Source organism: Variovorax sp. DXTD-1 (assembly GCF_003984625.1).
Taxonomy (GTDB): domain Bacteria; phylum Pseudomonadota; class Gammaproteobacteria; order Burkholderiales; family Burkholderiaceae_C; genus Variovorax.
The window spans coordinates 1-14,658 of sequence record NZ_RWKH01000020.1; the positions used below are offsets into that span (position 1 = coordinate 1).

At 66.5% G+C, this 14,658-nt stretch carries 16 protein-coding genes; 8 read left to right on the forward strand and 8 right to left on the reverse strand.

Going from position 1 to position 14,658, the window contains the following annotated elements:
- From EJI00_RS25270 to EJI00_RS18460, 3 genes are all read left to right on the forward strand, one after another.
- The coding region (locus EJI00_RS25270; RefSeq protein WP_221885052.1) for a hypothetical protein at positions 1 to 193 on the forward strand (193 nt) is incomplete at its 5' end.
- A complete protein-coding gene (locus tag EJI00_RS18455) occupies positions 193 to 588 on the forward strand; it encodes a hypothetical protein (protein ID WP_148110642.1) in 396 nt (131 codons plus the stop codon). The genes EJI00_RS25270 and EJI00_RS18455, both read left to right, overlap by 1 nt.
- Before the next feature lie 141 nt (positions 589 to 729).
- On the forward strand, positions 730 to 1,686 hold the full coding sequence (locus EJI00_RS18460; RefSeq protein ID WP_126748949.1) for a threo-3-hydroxy-L-aspartate ammonia-lyase: 957 nt from the start codon (positions 730 to 732) through the stop codon (positions 1,684 to 1,686).
- Between the two features lie 9 nt (positions 1,687 to 1,695).
- Here EJI00_RS18460 and EJI00_RS18465 read toward each other — a convergent pair whose 3' ends face one another.
- The 4 genes from EJI00_RS18465 to mutL form a co-directional block, all read right to left on the reverse strand.
- Positions 1,696 to 2,346, reverse strand: a complete 651-nt coding sequence (locus EJI00_RS18465; RefSeq protein WP_126748950.1) for an ABC transporter ATP-binding protein — start codon at positions 2,344 to 2,346, stop codon at positions 1,696 to 1,698.
- The gene (gene miaA, locus EJI00_RS18470; RefSeq protein ID WP_126748951.1) at positions 2,343 to 3,326 is read right to left on the reverse strand and encodes a tRNA (adenosine(37)-N6)-dimethylallyltransferase MiaA; all 984 of its coding nucleotides are present in this window, start codon (positions 3,324 to 3,326) and stop codon (positions 2,343 to 2,345) included. The genes EJI00_RS18465 and miaA overlap by 4 nt, the downstream gene beginning before the upstream one ends.
- 43 nt (positions 3,327 to 3,369) lie before the next feature.
- A complete protein-coding gene (locus EJI00_RS18475) occupies positions 3,370 to 4,368 on the reverse strand; it encodes an alpha/beta hydrolase (RefSeq protein WP_126748952.1) in 999 nt (332 codons plus the stop codon).
- Between the two features lie 186 nt (positions 4,369 to 4,554).
- Entirely contained in the window at positions 4,555 to 6,447 is a 1,893-nt protein-coding gene (gene mutL / locus EJI00_RS18480) for a DNA mismatch repair endonuclease MutL (RefSeq protein ID WP_126748953.1), read from the reverse strand.
- Positions 6,448 to 6,553: 106 nt separating this feature from the next.
- Between mutL and EJI00_RS18485 the strand changes: the two genes are divergently transcribed.
- Positions 6,554 to 7,222 carry a DedA family protein gene (locus tag EJI00_RS18485; RefSeq protein WP_126748954.1) on the forward strand — a complete coding sequence of 223 codons (669 nt, stop codon included), beginning with the start codon at positions 6,554 to 6,556 and terminating at the stop codon, positions 7,220 to 7,222.
- 62 nt (positions 7,223 to 7,284) lie between these two features.
- On the opposite strand, the gene EJI00_RS18490 is transcribed toward EJI00_RS18485, so the two are convergent.
- The 3 genes from EJI00_RS18490 to tsaE form a co-directional block, all read right to left on the reverse strand.
- Positions 7,285 to 7,581: a glycine zipper domain-containing protein gene (locus EJI00_RS18490; RefSeq protein WP_126748955.1), complete on the reverse strand. Its 297-nt coding sequence runs from the start codon at positions 7,579 to 7,581 to the stop codon at positions 7,285 to 7,287.
- 133 nt (positions 7,582 to 7,714) lie between these two features.
- Complete coding sequence (locus EJI00_RS18495) at positions 7,715 to 9,298, reverse strand: N-acetylmuramoyl-L-alanine amidase (protein ID WP_126748956.1); 1,584 nt, start codon at positions 9,296 to 9,298, stop codon at positions 7,715 to 7,717.
- On the reverse strand, positions 9,295 to 9,804 hold the full coding sequence (gene tsaE, locus EJI00_RS18500) for a tRNA (adenosine(37)-N6)-threonylcarbamoyltransferase complex ATPase subunit type 1 TsaE (RefSeq protein WP_126748957.1): 510 nt from the start codon (positions 9,802 to 9,804) through the stop codon (positions 9,295 to 9,297). The genes EJI00_RS18495 and tsaE overlap by 4 nt, the downstream gene beginning before the upstream one ends.
- Here tsaE and queG point away from each other — a divergent pair.
- On the forward strand, positions 9,790 to 10,875 hold the full coding sequence (queG, locus tag EJI00_RS18505; RefSeq protein ID WP_126748958.1) for a tRNA epoxyqueuosine(34) reductase QueG: 1,086 nt from the start codon (positions 9,790 to 9,792) through the stop codon (positions 10,873 to 10,875). The two genes, tsaE and queG, sit on opposite strands and share 15 nt — an antisense overlap.
- Here the strand turns inward: queG and EJI00_RS18510 are convergent.
- Positions 10,872 to 11,789, reverse strand: coding sequence for an AEC family transporter (locus EJI00_RS18510; protein ID WP_126748959.1), 918 nt, complete (start codon positions 11,787 to 11,789; stop codon positions 10,872 to 10,874). The two genes, queG and EJI00_RS18510, sit on opposite strands and share 4 nt — an antisense overlap.
- A 102-nt stretch (positions 11,790 to 11,891) precedes the next feature.
- Between EJI00_RS18510 and EJI00_RS18515 the strand changes: the two genes are divergently transcribed.
- The 3 genes from EJI00_RS18515 (at position 11,892) to EJI00_RS18525 (ending at position 14,642) form a co-directional block, all read left to right on the forward strand.
- Entirely contained in the window at positions 11,892 to 12,866 is a 975-nt protein-coding gene (locus EJI00_RS18515; protein WP_126748960.1) for a tripartite tricarboxylate transporter substrate binding protein BugE, read from the forward strand.
- Between the two features lie 79 nt (positions 12,867 to 12,945).
- Entirely contained in the window at positions 12,946 to 13,857 is a 912-nt protein-coding gene (gene xerD / locus EJI00_RS18520) for a site-specific tyrosine recombinase XerD (protein ID WP_126748961.1), read from the forward strand.
- Positions 13,858 to 13,868: 11 nt separating this feature from the next.
- Complete coding sequence (locus EJI00_RS18525; RefSeq protein WP_126748962.1) at positions 13,869 to 14,642, forward strand: DUF72 domain-containing protein; 774 nt, start codon at positions 13,869 to 13,871, stop codon at positions 14,640 to 14,642.
- The last annotated feature ends 16 nt before the right edge of the window (positions 14,643 to 14,658 follow it).

The following is a 14,658-nucleotide window of genomic DNA, read 5'->3' on the forward strand; positions in this document are numbered from 1 at the left end:
AGTTCTGTTCAGATCGACCTCGTTGCCCGGCCGATACGCCACTCTTGAAGCCACGCAGCCTTTGCGCACAGTGCAGCAGACCATGCAGGACGTGCAGCAGTTCGACGAGCAGCGCGCGACCGAGCGCGCCCTATCCCAGGCACACGCCGCAGCGCAAGCGGACCAGCAACAGGGGAACGATCGGGGGCGGTGATGGACGGCGAAAAAGTCAATCCATCCACCAGCGATCTGGCGCAGCAAGTTGCCGCGCTTCAAGCGACTCTCGCAGACCTGATGGCCACTATGGTCTCGGTGATGAGCGATGCCCGTGTGGCGCAGGCGATGGGCAGCACAGAACGCGACCGGGTCGTATGCCTGCTCGGCAAAGCGATGGGGTCGCTGTCCGAGTCCATTTCAGACGGGCCCCTGCATTGGAATCATCCGTTTGTTCAAGAACTGCTCTTCGGCATGGCCCTCTGTCGTCTTGCGTGCAAGAACGCCTTTGAGGGGAACTGTCGACTGATGCCGGGCCATGAGATCGCTGATTTCCTGCAAGACCATTGCTTCGGTTGGCCAAGGAGGTTGTATGCCCATGAAACGACGCATTGAATTTTTCTCTGAGATCCGCTACTACCAGGACTTTCACGCAGCGGCTGAAGGACAAGGTGGCGATTCTCGCGTTGGCGATTTGATAAGAAGTGCACGCAATAATTAAATCTTCAAATAATTTCAGAGAGCTAAGCTCGGCGCATGCAACTACCCACCTACGACGACGTCATTGCCGCGGCCGCGCGGCTCGAAGGCCACGCCCATCGCACGCCTGTGCTGCGTTCGACCACCGCCGACGAGCAATGGGGCGCCCGGTTCTTCTTCAAGTGCGAGAACTTCCAGCGCATGGGCGCCTTCAAGTTTCGCGGCGCCTTCAATGCGCTCTCGAAATTCGACGCTACGCAGCGCAAGGGTGGCGTGATCGCGTTTTCTTCGGGCAACCACGCGCAGGCGATTGCGCTCTCGGCGCGGTTGTTGTCGATGCCCGCGGTGATCGTCATGCCCAAGGACGCACCCGCCGCGAAGGTGGCGGCCACAAAGGGCTACGGCGCCGAAGTGGTGATGTACGACCGTTTCACGGAAGACCGCGAGGCGCTGACCAGGCGGCTCGCGCAGGAGCGCGGCATGACGATGATTCCGCCCTACGACCACCCCGACGTGCTCACGGGGCAGGGCACGGCGGTGAAGGAGCTGATCGAGGAAACCGGTCCGCTCGACCACTTGTTCGTGTGTTTGGGGGGCGGCGGGCTGCTGTCGGGCTCGGCGCTGTCGGCACGCGCGCTGGCGCCCGGTTGCAAGGTCTACGGTGTGGAGCCCGAAGCCGGCAACGACGGCCAGCAATCGTTCCAAGCGGGAAAGATCGTGCACATCGAAACGCCCAAGACCATTGCCGACGGCGCCCAGACGCAGCATCTGGGCGGATACACCTTCGGCATCATCAAGCGCGACGTGAACGACATCTTTACCGTGACGGACGACCAGCTCGTCGAAGCGATGCGCTTCTTTGCGGAGCGCATGAAGATGGTGGTGGAGCCGACGGGCTGCCTTGCGTTTGCGGGCGCGATTGCGGCACGCGAGGCCATCGCGGGGCAACGGGTCGGCATCGTGATCAGCGGGGGCAATGTCGACCTGTCGCGCTACGCGGCCTTGCTCGCCTAGCTCACTCGCTCAGGCGCGGATTCCTTCTGCGGTCAGGTGCAGCAGCCGGTCCGCGCGGGCCGCGGCGCTTTCGGAGTGCGTGACCAGCACCAGCGAGGCGCCGTGTTCACGCGTCTGGCCGATGAGCAGCTCCATCACCTTGGCCGCGGTGGTCGGATCGAGATTGCCCGTGGGCTCGTCGGCCAGCAGCAGGGCGGGGCGATGCACGAGCGCGCGCGCAATGGCCACGCGCTGCAGCTGCCCGCCTGAAAGCGTTTGCGGCAGCCGCGCGCCCATGCCGGGCAAGCCGACCGCGTCGAGCATGTGCACTACACGGTTTGCATCGCGCTGCTGGCCGAGCAGCATCAGCGGCAGCGACACGTTCTGCGCCACGTCCAGGTGCGGCAGCACGTGGAAGGCCTGGAACACGAAGCCGACATGGCGGCGGCGCCAGAGCGCGCAGGCCTCGCCGTCGAGGGCACCGATGTCGATGCCCTCGTGCGTGACGGTGCCTGCGTCCCAGCTGTCGAGCCCGGCCATGCAGTTGAGCAGCGTCGACTTGCCCACGCCCGATTCGCCCACGATGGCGACGAACTCGCCGGGCTCGACAGTGATCGTCACGTTCTCGAAGACGGGCACGTCGCCGTAGTGCTTGGCAAGATTCGAAATGCGCAGTGTCATGCGGCGGCCGCGATGCGTTGAACGGCGGTGCGCACCGCGTCGGGTGCGTCGCAGGCGATGACGGTGCGCGCGGGCATGCTGCGCAGCCAGGTGATCTGCCGCTTGGCCAATTGGCGCGTGGCGGCAACGCCGCGTTCGCGCAGCTCGGCCATGGCCTTGGCGCCGGGCCTCTCGTTGCCGCAGGCATCGAGCATTTCCCACGCTTGCCGGTAGCCCACGCAGCGCATCGAAGGAAGCTCCGTCGACAAGTCGCCACGTGCGCGCAGTGCCTCGACCTCGTCGAGAAAGCCGGCGGCAAGCATGGCGTCGAAGCGATCGGCAATGCGCGCGTGCAGCCAGGCGCGGTCGGCGGGTTCGAGCGAAAAGAGCGCGCCGCCCGCCAGGCCTTTTGCGGCCTTGTTTTCACCCGCATGAAAGCTGGACAACGGCTGTCCGCTGCTTTCCCACACTTCGAGTGCGCGCTGAATGCGCTGGCTGTCTTGCGGCGCAAGGCGTGCGGCCGTCGCGGGGTCGACCTTGGCCAGCCGCGCGTGCATGGCGGGCCAGCCGAGCGCCGCGGCTTCGGCGTCGATGCGCGACCGCACTGCAGGGTCTGCCGCGGGCATGGCGTCGATGCCGTCGAACAGCGCCTTGAAGTACAGCATGGTGCCCCCCACCAGGAGCGGCAGGGCGCCGCGCCCGCGGATCTCTTCGATCAGCCGCGTCGCGTCGGCCACGAAAGCCGCCGCGCTGTAGCTTTCGGCCGGGTCGCGAATATCGATGAGGTGGTGCGGCACGCTGGCTTGTTCGGCCTTGCTCGGCTTGGCCGTGCCGATGTCCATGCCGCGGTAGATCAGCGCGGAATCGACGCTGACGATTTCGACAGGCCGCAGCTGTGCCACCGCGAGCGCCACCGCGGTCTTGCCGGAGGCCGTCGGCCCCGCGAGCGCGATGTATGTCAGTTTTTCAGGAAGGCCGGAAGCGGCAACGGAGGGCGGCATAAGCGCCCGAGGGTAACAACAAAACCGAAGCCGGGACTTTCGCTCAGATGGCCTGTGCGCTTGCCGTGGCCTTGCCGCGCGCTTCTTGCGGCAGCACGGCCGAATCCGGGCGAGGCACCGCCCGCAGCACCGGCACCGGCTGCGCGCCGCGCACGACGGGCGCGCCTTCCGGCTGCCGCGCGGCCAGCGTGGTCTCGGGCTTCATGCGGAACAGCTGCGAGAGCGCCGAACGGTACTGCGCTTCGCCGACCGAATTGGTGTTGTGGTGCGATCCGCCCTCGACCAGCACGAAGAGCTTGGGCACCGTGGCCGCGTCGTAGAGCTTGCGGCCCAGCGTGGGGTTGATCAGGCTGTCGGCGGTGCCATGCACCACCAGGAGCGGCGCGCCGATGTCCTTGACCCGGTTGATGGCCTCGAAACGCTGCGTGATGAGCGGACCGAACGGCAGCCAGCCCCACTTGAAGCCGCTCACTACGTCGGCAATGGAGGTGAAGGTGCTTTCGACGATGGTGCCGCTCTCGTCCTTGACGTTGGCCGCCAGGTCGATGCCGATGGCACCGCCCAGCGAGTGGCCGAAGATGTAGCGGTGCTGGCGCGGGTGGCGCGCGGCCAGCCACATCCAGGCGGCGCGGGCGTCTTCGCGAGCGGATTCTTCCGAAGGCAGGCCCTTGGAGCTCTTGCCGAAACCCCGGTAGTCGATGGCCAGCACCGAAAAGCCCAGTTCGTGCATGCGCTGGATGCGCGGGGCCGAACCGGCCACGTTGTAGCGGGCGCCGTGCAGGTACAGCATCACGGGCCGATCGGTGGTCTCGGGTTCGCCGCCGAGCCACAGGCCGTGCAGGCGCGCGGATTCGCCGGTAATGGACGACTGGAAGTCGATCCAGACGTCCTGCATGCCCTCGGTCATGGTGGCGGTGTTGCCCCAGCTGCGGTCGCTGGGTTGAAAAATCCATTCGCGCTGCTGTTCGTCGAATGTGGAGCAGCCGGCGGCCAAAAGGGCGCACAGCGAAATAACGGAGGCAAGCAGAGACCAGCGTTTCATGGGCTAGAGGGACAGCGAAGCCGGCAGAAAGTTCATACGCTTTCGACTGAAACGCGCCGACACTGCGTTCCAGAACCTCCCCCATAGTGCCTCAGGTGGCACTTTGTTCTACACATGCAACGCCCGTGCCCGCTTCGCGGATGACTTCCAAAAACTCCGTAAAAACCCTGAAAATGTCCGGATCTGCTACCTGCCGCGCATAAAAAGCGCGTCCAACTCGCGAATCGAGAGCTGCCGCCACGTCGGGCGGCCATGGTTGCACTGGTCCGAACGCTCTGTTGCCTCCATCTGGCGTAATAAAGCGTTCATTTCGTCGATGGTGAGCTTGCGGTTGGCCCGCACTGCGCCGTGGCAGGCCATGGTCGAGAGCAGCTCATTCTGTGCCCGCTGCACCACAGTGCTGGCGTCGTGCTGGGCCAGTTCGGCCAGAACACTGCGGGCGAGTTCGACCGGATCTCCGTCGGCCAGCGTGCCCGGCACCGCGCGCACCGCAAGGGTGCGCGGCGAAAACGGCGTGATTTCGAGGCCCAGCGTGGGCAGCACCGCGGCGCAGGCCTCGGCTGTGGCCACTTCTTGCGGTGTGGCCGCAAAGGTCGCCGGGATCAGCAGCGGCTGGCTCGTGATGGCGGCGCCGTCGAGCTGCGTCTTGAGGCGCTCGTAAACGATGCGCTCGTGTGCGGCGTGCATGTCGACCACGATCAGGCCCTGGCTGTTCTCGGCCAGGATGTAGATGCCGTGCAGCTGGGCCACGGCGCGGCCGAGCGGCCACGCCTCTTCGTTGGTGGCCAGCGGCTCGGCGGGGGCGGGGTTCGCCGCCAGCCCGACAGGCGCCCGGAACGACATGGGCGGGGTGCCGATCACGGGCCAGTGGGAGGTTTCGGCGCCGGAACGCTCCATTACCGATTCATCGGCTCGCCGCGGCCACATGGCGTCGAAATCGCCCACGCCGCGTTCTGCCGCCACAAAGTTGATGGCCGGCTGCGCCCAGGTGGCTCCAGAGGCAGGCACATTGGGCTTGAAGAAGGGCTGTTGCGCCGCTGCCGGCACGACCGCATCGCCCGCGCGCGGCGCGGCAAGCGCGTTCTCGATGGCATGGCGCACCGCCTGGTGCACCTCGCGACCATCGCGAAAACGCACTTCGATCTTGGTCGGGTGCACGTTCACATCGACCCGTGACGGATCGATTTCGAGGTAGAGCGCGTACACAGGCTGGCGCTGGCCGTGCAGCACGTCTTCGTAGGCGCTGCGCACCGCGTGCGAAAGCACCTTGTCGCGCACGAAGCGGCCGTTGACGTAGAAGAACTGGTGGTCGCCGCGCGATCGCGCCGCATCGGGAATGCCCGCACGGCCGACCACGCGCACCGCGCCGCCGATGTGATCGACCGCCACGCTCTGCATCACGAAGTCGTCGCTCAATGCATCGGCCAGCCGCTGCTCGCGCTTGTCGGCGGCGCGCCATTGCTCCATCAGCTTGCCGTCGTGCCATACCGAAAAACCGACTTCGGGCCGCGCCAGCGCATGCCGGCGCACGGCCTCGATGCAGTGGGCCAGCTCGGTGGCGTCGGTCTTCAGGAACTTGCGGCGCGCGGGCGTTGCAAAGAACAGCTCGCGCACTTCGACCGTGGTGCCGACGGAGCGTGCCACCGGCCGCAGTTCGCCGGTGCGCCCGTCGAGCGCAAAGGCGTTGTCGGCGCCGGTAAAGCGCGAAAGAATGCTGAGTTCGGCAATCGCGTTGATTGCCGCGAGCGCCTCGCCGCGAAAGCCCATGGTGCCGACCGTTTCAAGGTCGTTGAGGCTCGCGATCTTGCTGGTTGCGTGGCGGCGCAAGGCCACCGTGAGTTCTTCGCGCGGAATGCCCAGGCCGTCATCTTCGACCGAAATCAGCCGCACGCCGCCCGAGGCCAGCCGCACCGTGACCTGGCTCGCGCCGGCATCGAGTGCGTTGTCGAGCAGCTCGCGCACCACCGAAGCCGGCCGCTCGACCACTTCGCCTGCGGCAATCTGGCTGATCAGCTCGTCGGGGAGCTCGCGGATCGGCCGGCGTTCGAAGACGGGAATGGAGGAGGGAAGGGCGCTCACGCGAGCATTCTAGAAGCCCTGCCGGGATGTATCGACCTGTCATTGAGCGTGTCCGAATCCGTCACGGGACATCGGTTGGCGTGCGGCACGGATAATCCGCCACACCATGGAAATCATCAGCTTTCTCGTCGACTTCATCCTGCATGTCGACAAACACCTCGAGGCCTTCGTCGTGGCCTATGGCCCCTGGGTCTATGCGCTGCTCTTCCTGATCGTGTTCGTGGAGACCGGCGCGGTGGTGATGCCGTTCCTGCCTGGCGACTCACTGCTCTTCATCGTGGGGGCGCTGTGCGGCGTGGGGCTCATGAGCTATCCGATCGCGTGCGCGGTGCTCATCGTGGCGGCCATTCTGGGCGACCAGTGCAACTACAGCATCGGCCGCTATTTCGGGCCCAAGGTGTTCAAGTGGGAGAACTCGCGCTTCTTCAATCGCAAGGCCTTCGACCAGGCCCATGCGTTCTACGAGCGCTACGGCGGCATCACGATCGTGCTGGCGCGCTTCATGCCGTTCATTCGCACCTTCGCGCCCTTCGTGGCCGGCGTGGCTGAAATGAACCGGGCCAAGTTCACCATGTTCAATGTGGGCGGCGCGCTGATCTGGGTGCTCGGCATCGCAACGGCGGGTTACTTCTTCGGCAACCTGCCCTTCGTTCGCGAGCACCTCGACAAGATCATCTGGGCGCTGATCATCGTGCCTGGCTTGCTCGCAATCTTCGGCGCATGGCGCGCGTCGCGAGCGGAAAAGGCGCGCGCGCAACTGCCTTCGAAGGCTTAAACACCGGGCCCATGAAAAAAGCGCGCCAGTGATGGCGCGCTTCAACATGGGTTGGTAAAGGGTCAGTAGGTCGGGCCATTGCGCGGGTAATAGGTGCCCGGCGGATAGGCGCGCTGGCTCTCGTAGTAGTTGCGCTGGTTGCGTTCGTCGACACTGCGGCCCACTTGATTGCCGATCACGCCGCCCACGGCTGCACCGCCCAGGGTACTGGCCGTGTTGCCGCCGATGGCGTGGCCGACCGCTGCGCCGCCGAGCGCGCCAACGCCCGTGCCCAGGTTCTGGTTGGGACCGGAAGCGCAACCTGCGAGCGCCATGACCGAGGTCGCTGCTGCAGCGGTAATCCAGATGCGTGCTTTCATGATGTCCACCTTTCTAAAGTGATGGGTTCATGATGGGCAAAAGCGGCCCGGCCCCTGTGTAGGAGCCTGCCGCGCCTGACTGTGCGGTGCCACGGGCCGCCCCGCGTGGGACAGCAGGGCGGCGCGCAAGGGTTTAAAGCTGACGGCTGCGCGCGAGCGGCGGGTTCTGCGCAAAGTAGCGCTGGATGCCGCGCATCAGCGCATCGGCCAGGCTCTCCTGGTAGCTCACGCTGCGCAGGTTGGCTTCTTCTTCGGGGTTGCTGATGAACGCCGTCTCGACCAGCACGCTCGGAATATCGGGTGCCTTGAGCACGGCGAAACCCGCCTGCTCGACCTGCGGCTTGTGCAGCCGCGCGCCAATGCCGCGGATTTCGCCGAGCATGGCACCGCCGAGCTTGAGGCTGTCGTTGATCTGCGCCGTGGTGCTCATGTCGAGCAGCGCGCGCTGTACCTGCGCCTCGTGGTTGCCCACGTTCACGCCGCCGACCTTGTCGGCTTCGTTTTCCTTGTTGGCGAGCCAGCGCGCGGCGCTGCTCGAGGCGCCGCTCTGGCTCAACGCAAAAACGCTTGCGCCGCGCGCGGCGGGCGTGGTGAACGCATCGGCGTGGATGCTCACGAAAAGATCGGCCTGCACGCGCCGCGCCTTTTGCACGCGCACGCCAAGCGGCACGAAGAAGTCGGCGTCGCGCGTGAGAAACGCGCGCATCGGGTTGCCGCCGACGCTGCTGGAATTGATGCGGTCGCGCAGGCGATGCGCAATCTGCAGCACGATGTCTTTCTCGCGCGTGCCGTTCGGGCCGATGGCGCCCGGGTCTTCGCCGCCATGGCCGGGGTCGAGCGCCACGATGATGATGCGGTCAGTGCGGCTTGCGGTGGCGCCGCCGCGCGAGGCCGGGGCGGGCGCGGGAGGCGGCGCGACGGCCACCGGCGGTGCGGCGGGAGGTGCGACGGGCGCTGGCGGCGCGGCGGGGCCGGGCCGCGTGGCCTGTTGCGCCATCAGCTCGCCCAGCGGATCGGGTGCCGGCGCGGGTGGCGGCATGGCCACGGCTGGCGGCCGGGCGGGCGTTGCGGGAGGCGCGATGCTGCCGGCCGTCGGGCGCGGCGCAGGCACGTTGGGCGAGGGCCGCACGAGGATCGGCGGGCCGCCGTCGGGCGCCAGGCGCGAAGAAGGTGCCGCGGGCGGCGGCACCGAGGGCGCGGTGGCCACGGCGGTGTCGTTGCTGCTGCTCCCGTTGCTGCGCGGTGCCTCGCGCAGGCGCTCGGTGATCAGCGCTTCCATCGGGTCGATGGCTTTTTCGGGGTAGAGGTCGAGCACCAGCCGGTGCTTGTACGCAGCAATGGGCGCAAGCGAGAAGACCTGGGGCACCACGGCCTGCTTCAGGTCGAACACGATGCGCACGACCTTCGGCGCGTTCTGGCCCACGCGCAGCCCGTTGATGTAGGGGTCGCCGGGCTTGATCTTGCCGACCAGTTCGCGCAGCTCGGGGTTGAGGTCGATGCCTTCGATGTCCACCGCCAGCCGCGGCGGACTGCCGACCACCAGTTGCTGCGAATGCAGCCGTGCATCGGATTCGATGGTGACGCGCGTGTAGTCGGCCGCGGGCCACACGCGCACGGCAAGGATGGTGGCGCCGCGCGCAATCTGGTGCACGCCGAGCATCAGCGCAATGCTGCCGCCCTGCAGGAGCACGCGCCGCTTGAGGCCGCCCGCCTTCATGCGGCGATGTGCGTCAGCAGAGTGCTGCCGCGGCGAGTGTTCGCAAGAAGGGTCACGCTGCGTGTGTCGTCTGTCATTGCTTCTATTTTAATAGCGAGGTCCGCAATTGGTGTGCGGCCCGCAGCGTTTTCTGGCCATTCGGCAAGCTTGAGCCCCGGTCCGGCAAAAATGTCACGGAAGCCGGCGTCGTCCCACTCGCGCGGATCGTTGAATCGATAGAAGTCGAAATGGAAGATGGCAAGGCCGTCGGGCGCCTCGTGCGGCTCCACCACGGCATAGGTCGGGCTCTTGATGCGGCCCTGGATGCCGAGTGCGCGCAGCAGGTGGCGCACGAAGGTGGTCTTGCCGGCGCCGAGGTCGCCGTGCAGCGCAATGAAGGCATCGCGCAGCGCAGGTGCGGCCGCGAGCGCGCGCGCAAAGGCGTCGGTGTCCTCCTCGCTGCGCCAGCGCAGTGTGTGGCCGGCGTTCTTCGGCGTTTCTACAATCGGCAAGTGATCGTCAGCCATCCACTCGTTGCTCGTATTCAGGCATTGGCCCGGGAACTCGGATTCTCCCAAATCGGAATCGCGGGCGTCGATTTATCGAGCGCCGAGGAAGGTCTGATGCAATGGCTGGCCCATGGGTTCCATGGCGAGATGAAATACATGGCAACGCACGGCACGCGCCGCGCGCGGCCCGCCGAGCTGGTGCCGGGAACGGTGAGCGTGATCACCGCGCGCATGGACTACCTGCCGCGGGACACGCCCCTCGATGATTGGCAGGCCGTGGAATTCGATCGCCTCGAGCGGCCCGGAGAGGCCATCGTCTCCGTCTATGCACGTGGGCGCGACTATCACAAGGTGCTTCGCACGCGGCTCGCAAAGCTGGCTGAACGCATTGCGGAAGAGGTAGGGCCCTTCGGACATCGCGCCTTCACCGATTCGGCGCCCGTGCTCGAGGCCGAGCTCGCATCGCGCAGCGGCCAGGGCTGGCGCGGCAAGCACACGCTGGTGCTGGACCGCAGCGCGGGCTCGATGTTCTTTCTCGGCGAGATCTATGTCGACATGGCGCTGCCCGAGAGCGAGCCGGTCACCGCGCATTGCGGCAGCTGCAGCGCCTGCATCGATGTATGCCCGACCAAGGCCATCATTGCGCCGCACCGGCTCGACGCGCGGCGCTGCATTTCGTATCTCACCATCGAGCACGGCGGGCCGATTCCGCTGGAGCTTCGGCCGCTGATGGCCAACCGCATCTACGGCTGCGACGATTGCCAGCTGATCTGCCCCTGGAACAAGTTTGCGAAGAAGAGCGCGCTGCCCGATTTCGACGCACGCGAAGGACTGACCGGCCAGGCGCTGGCTTCACTCTTTGCCTGGACGGAGGAAGATTTCTTGCGCTTCACCGAAGGCAGCCCCATCCGGCGCATCGGGCACGAGCGCTGGCTGCGCAACATCGCCGTGGCGCTGGGCAACGCACTGCGCGCGGGCGAGAGCGGCGCCGCGGAAGCCCTGGCCACGCGGACATCGGATGCGAGCGAACTGGTGCGCGAGCACGTGGCCTGGGCGCTGGCGCAGCGCCCGAACGCCGAACAGCCCTAGCGCGGCAAGGCCAGCGCGAACGGCAGGCTCGCCACGCCGAGCAGCGTGGACAGGGTCACGAGTCCGGCCACATACGGGCCGTTGTAGCCCATGCGCGCCGCGAGCACATAGGCGCTCGAGGCCGTGGGCACGGCGGAGAACGCCATCAGCACGGAAGCCTGGGTTGCATCGAGCCGCAGCGCGCGAGACAGGCCCCAGGCAACCAGCGGCAGCAACAAATGCCGGATCGACAACACCGAAACCGCCAGCACCTTGCCGCGCCCCAGCGTGGCGAACTGCATGCCCGCCCCCGCGGCCAGCAGGCCGAGCGCGAGCGAGGCGGCGCCGATTCGCGTGAGTGTCGGCGTGGCCCAGTTCGGAACGGTGAAGCCCAGCAGGTTGGCCAGCAGGCCCGTCAGCGTGGCGACGATCAGCGGATTGCGCACCAGCTGCCGCGCAAAGCCGCTCTGCGCATGCCGCGCCATGGGCCACACCGCCGCAATGTTGAACATCGGCACACACACGCCGATCAGCACCGCAATCAGCAACAGGCCCTGCGGCCCGGCCAGCCGTTCGGCAAGCGCAAGGCAGATGAAGGAGTTGAAACGGAACGCGATCTGCGCGCTCGCCGCGTGGTCGCGCCGGTCGATGTGCGAGCGCAGGCCCGGCACGTAGGGCAGGGCATAGGCCAGCGCGATGCCGCTGAGCCCCACGCCGACGCCCGCCGTGAGCAGGCTCGAGGTGGCGCCAAAATCGAGCGGGCTGCGCACGATCGAATGGAACAGCAGCACCGGGAAGAGAAAGTAGTACACCAGGCTCTCGACCTGATCCCACACGCGGCGGTCGAGCGCGGTGTAGCGGCAGAGCAGCCAACCGATGGCAATGAGCGAAAAATCCGGAAAGAGCAGCTGGGCGAAGTTCACCGCTTCGAGCATAAACCGTGGCGGACCATGGGTAATCCACAGCACCGCCAATGTGCGAAGCGGCTAGCATCCGGGGCTTTGCTTTTTCGACATCAGTCAATCAAGGAGTTATAGATGCAACGTCGTCAATGGGGCGCCATGGTGGGTGCCGCCGCGCTGGTCGCGGCCGCGGGCCAGAGCTTCGCGCAGGGCTATCCCAACAAGCCGGTCGAACTGAGCGTGCCTTTTGCACCCGGTGGCACCACCGACATCGTGGCGCGCGTGATTTCCGACCCGCTCGGCAAGGTGCTGGGCCAGCCGGTGGTGGTGATCAACCGCGCAGGTGGCGGCGGCATTGTGGGCGCGGCCGAAACGGCACGCGCCACGCCAGACGGCTACAAGCTGGGTGTTGCCACGGTCTCGAGCACGGCGGCCAACCCGGCCATCAACCCCAAGGTTCCGTACGACCCGGTCAACGATTTCACGCCGATCATCAACATCGCGGCCACGCCGAACATCATTGCGGTGAACCCAAGCTTCCCGGCCAAGAACTACGCCGAGTTCGTGGCCGAGCTCAAGAAGAACCCCGGCAAGTATTCGTACGCCTCGTCGGGCACGGGCGGCATCGGCCACCTGCTGATGGAGCTCTACAAGAGCCTCACCAACACCTTCGTCACGCACATTCCCTACCGCGGCGCGGGCCCGGCGCTGAACGACGTGGTGGCCGGCCAGGTGCCGATCATGTTCGACAACATTCCGTCGGCCATGCCGTTCATCCAGAGCGGCCGCCTGATCCCCATCGTGGTGTCGGCGCCGCAGCGCTTGGCCGCGCTGCCCAACGTGCCGACCTTCAAGGAAGTGGGGCTCGAGCCGGTCAATCGCATGGCTTACTACGGCATCCTCGGCCCCAAGGGCCTGCCGAAGGAAGTGGTCGACAAGATCAACGCCGGCGTGAAGAAGTCCGTGGAAGACCCGGCCGTGAAGAAGCGCATCGAAGACACGGGCTCGCTGATCGTGGCCAACACGCCCGACCAGTTTGCCGCGCAGATCAAGGCCGAATACGACGTCTACAAGCAGGTGGTCGCCAAGCAGAAGCTGAAGCTCGACTGATCCTGCTTCTTGCGAACAGGCCGCCCGCGCCACGGGCGGCCTTTTTCTTTGGTGTTCTTCTTTTTGATATCTTGCGAGCATGACCGAGGCGGCCGCCGTACAAACCCCTGAAATCGACGACTTCATCGATGCCCTCTGGCTGGAGGACGGGCTGTCGAAGAACACGCTCGCCGCCTATCGCCGCGACCTGGCGCTGTTCGCGCAGTGGCTTCGCAGGGAGCGCAGCGGCACGGGGCTCGACACCGCGAAGGAAAACGACCTGCAGGCCTACATGGGCGTGCGTCTTTCCAGCAAGGGCAAGGCCACGTCGGCCAACCGGCGGCTCACCGTGTTCAAGCGCTACTACCGCTGGGCATTGCGCGAGCGGCGCATTTCGGCCGACCCCAGCTTGCGGCTGGCGCCCGCACGGCAGATGCCGCGCGCCATCAAGACCCTGTCGGAAAAGCAGGTGGAGGACCTGCTGGCCGCGCCCGATGTGGAAACGCCGCTCGGGTTGCGCGACCGCGCCATGCTCGAGCTGATGTATGCGAGCGGGCTGCGCGTGAGCGAACTCGTTGCGCTCAAGGCCATCGACATGAGCCTGAACGACGGCGTGCTGCGCGTGCTGGGCAAGGGCAACAAGGAACGCTTGGTGCCATTCGGCGGCGAGGCGCGGCGCTGGATAGAGCGCTACCTGGAGGAGTCGCGGCCCGCCATCCTCGATGGGCAGCAGACGCCCGACCTGTTCGTGACCTCGCGCGGCGCGGGCATGACGCGCGTGATGTTCTGGGTCATCGTGAAGAAGCAGGCCGCGGCCGCGGGCATTCACGTGCCGCTGTCGCCGCACACCTTGCGCCATGCGTTTGCCACGCACCTGCTGAACCATGGCGCCGACTTGCGCGCGGTGCAGCTGCTGCTGGGCCATGCCGATATTTCGACGACCACCATCTACACCCACGTGGCGCGCGAGCGGCTCAAGCAGCTGCATTCACAGCATCATCCACGGGGCTGAGGGCTGGGCGAATGAACCGCGCGATGCCGCTACCGCCACTGCGCATTGGTTGCGCCGGCTGGAGCCTGCCGCGTGCGTTGTGGCCGGAGTTTCCGTCCGAAGGCTCGCACCTGGAGCGCTATGCCCAGCGCTTCGACGCGGTGGAAATCGACACCTCGTTCTACCGGCCGCACCGGCGCGAAACCTACGAGCGCTGGGCCGCGAGCACGCCAGAGGGTTTTCGCTTTGCGGTCAAGCTGCCGCAATCCATCACGCACGAGAAACGGCTGCTCGATGCCATGCCGGAGTTCGATGCCTTTCTCGAACAGGCCGGCGGATTGGGCGCCAAGCTCGGCTGCCTCGTCGTGCAGCTTCCGCCCAGCCTGCCTTTCGATGCCGGCGCGGTGAAGCGATTTCTTTCGGCGCTGCGGCGGCGGCACCGGGGCGCGGTTGTGCTCGAGCCGCGGCATCGCAGCTGGTTCACGCCGCAGGTGGACGCGCTGCTGTCGCGGTTCCAGGTGGCCCGCGTGCTGGCCGATCCGGTTCTGTTCGACGAGGCGGCGGCTCCGGGTGGATGGCCGGCGCTGGCGTACCTGCGCCTGCACGGCTCGCCGCGGCGGTACCGGTCGGCTTACGACAACGCGCTCCTTGTGCGGCTTGCAAAGCGGCTGCGGCAGGCGCGTGAAGAGGGCGCGGCATGCTGGTGCATCTTCGACAACACGGCAGGCGGCGAGGCCGTGGGCAACGCGCTCGCGCTGCTGCGCATTGATTCAGAATCGGCGGTCTCTTCAGACCGACAGCCATGATTTTTTCCGGACCCGA

Bases quoted from the DNA above. Each gene is read 5' to 3' on its own strand.
- EJI00_RS18455 (WP_148110642.1), top strand. From the start codon at position 193: ATGGACGGCGAAAAAGTCAATCCATCCACCAGCGATCTGGCGCAGCAA.
- EJI00_RS18460 (WP_126748949.1), top strand. From the start codon at position 730: ATGCAACTACCCACCTACGACGACGTCATTGCCGCGGCCGCGCGGCTC.
- EJI00_RS18465 (WP_126748950.1), bottom strand. From the start codon at position 2,346: ATGACACTGCGCATTTCGAATCTTGCCAAGCACTACGGCGACGTGCCC.
- miaA (WP_126748951.1), bottom strand. From the start codon at position 3,326: ATGCCGCCCTCCGTTGCCGCTTCCGGCCTTCCTGAAAAACTGACATAC.
- EJI00_RS18475 (WP_126748952.1), bottom strand. From the start codon at position 4,368: ATGAAACGCTGGTCTCTGCTTGCCTCCGTTATTTCGCTGTGCGCCCTT.
- EJI00_RS18485 (WP_126748954.1), top strand. From the start codon at position 6,554: ATGGAAATCATCAGCTTTCTCGTCGACTTCATCCTGCATGTCGACAAA.
- EJI00_RS18490 (WP_126748955.1), bottom strand. From the start codon at position 7,581: ATGAAAGCACGCATCTGGATTACCGCTGCAGCAGCGACCTCGGTCATG.
- EJI00_RS18495 (WP_126748956.1), bottom strand. From the start codon at position 9,298: ATGAAGGCGGGCGGCCTCAAGCGGCGCGTGCTCCTGCAGGGCGGCAGC.
- tsaE (WP_126748957.1), bottom strand. From the start codon at position 9,804: ATGGCTGACGATCACTTGCCGATTGTAGAAACGCCGAAGAACGCCGGC.
- EJI00_RS18510 (WP_126748959.1), bottom strand. From the start codon at position 11,789: ATGCTCGAAGCGGTGAACTTCGCCCAGCTGCTCTTTCCGGATTTTTCG.
- EJI00_RS18515 (WP_126748960.1), top strand. From the start codon at position 11,892: ATGCAACGTCGTCAATGGGGCGCCATGGTGGGTGCCGCCGCGCTGGTC.
- xerD (WP_126748961.1), top strand. From the start codon at position 12,946: ATGACCGAGGCGGCCGCCGTACAAACCCCTGAAATCGACGACTTCATC.
- EJI00_RS18525 (WP_126748962.1), top strand. From the start codon at position 13,869: ATGAACCGCGCGATGCCGCTACCGCCACTGCGCATTGGTTGCGCCGGC.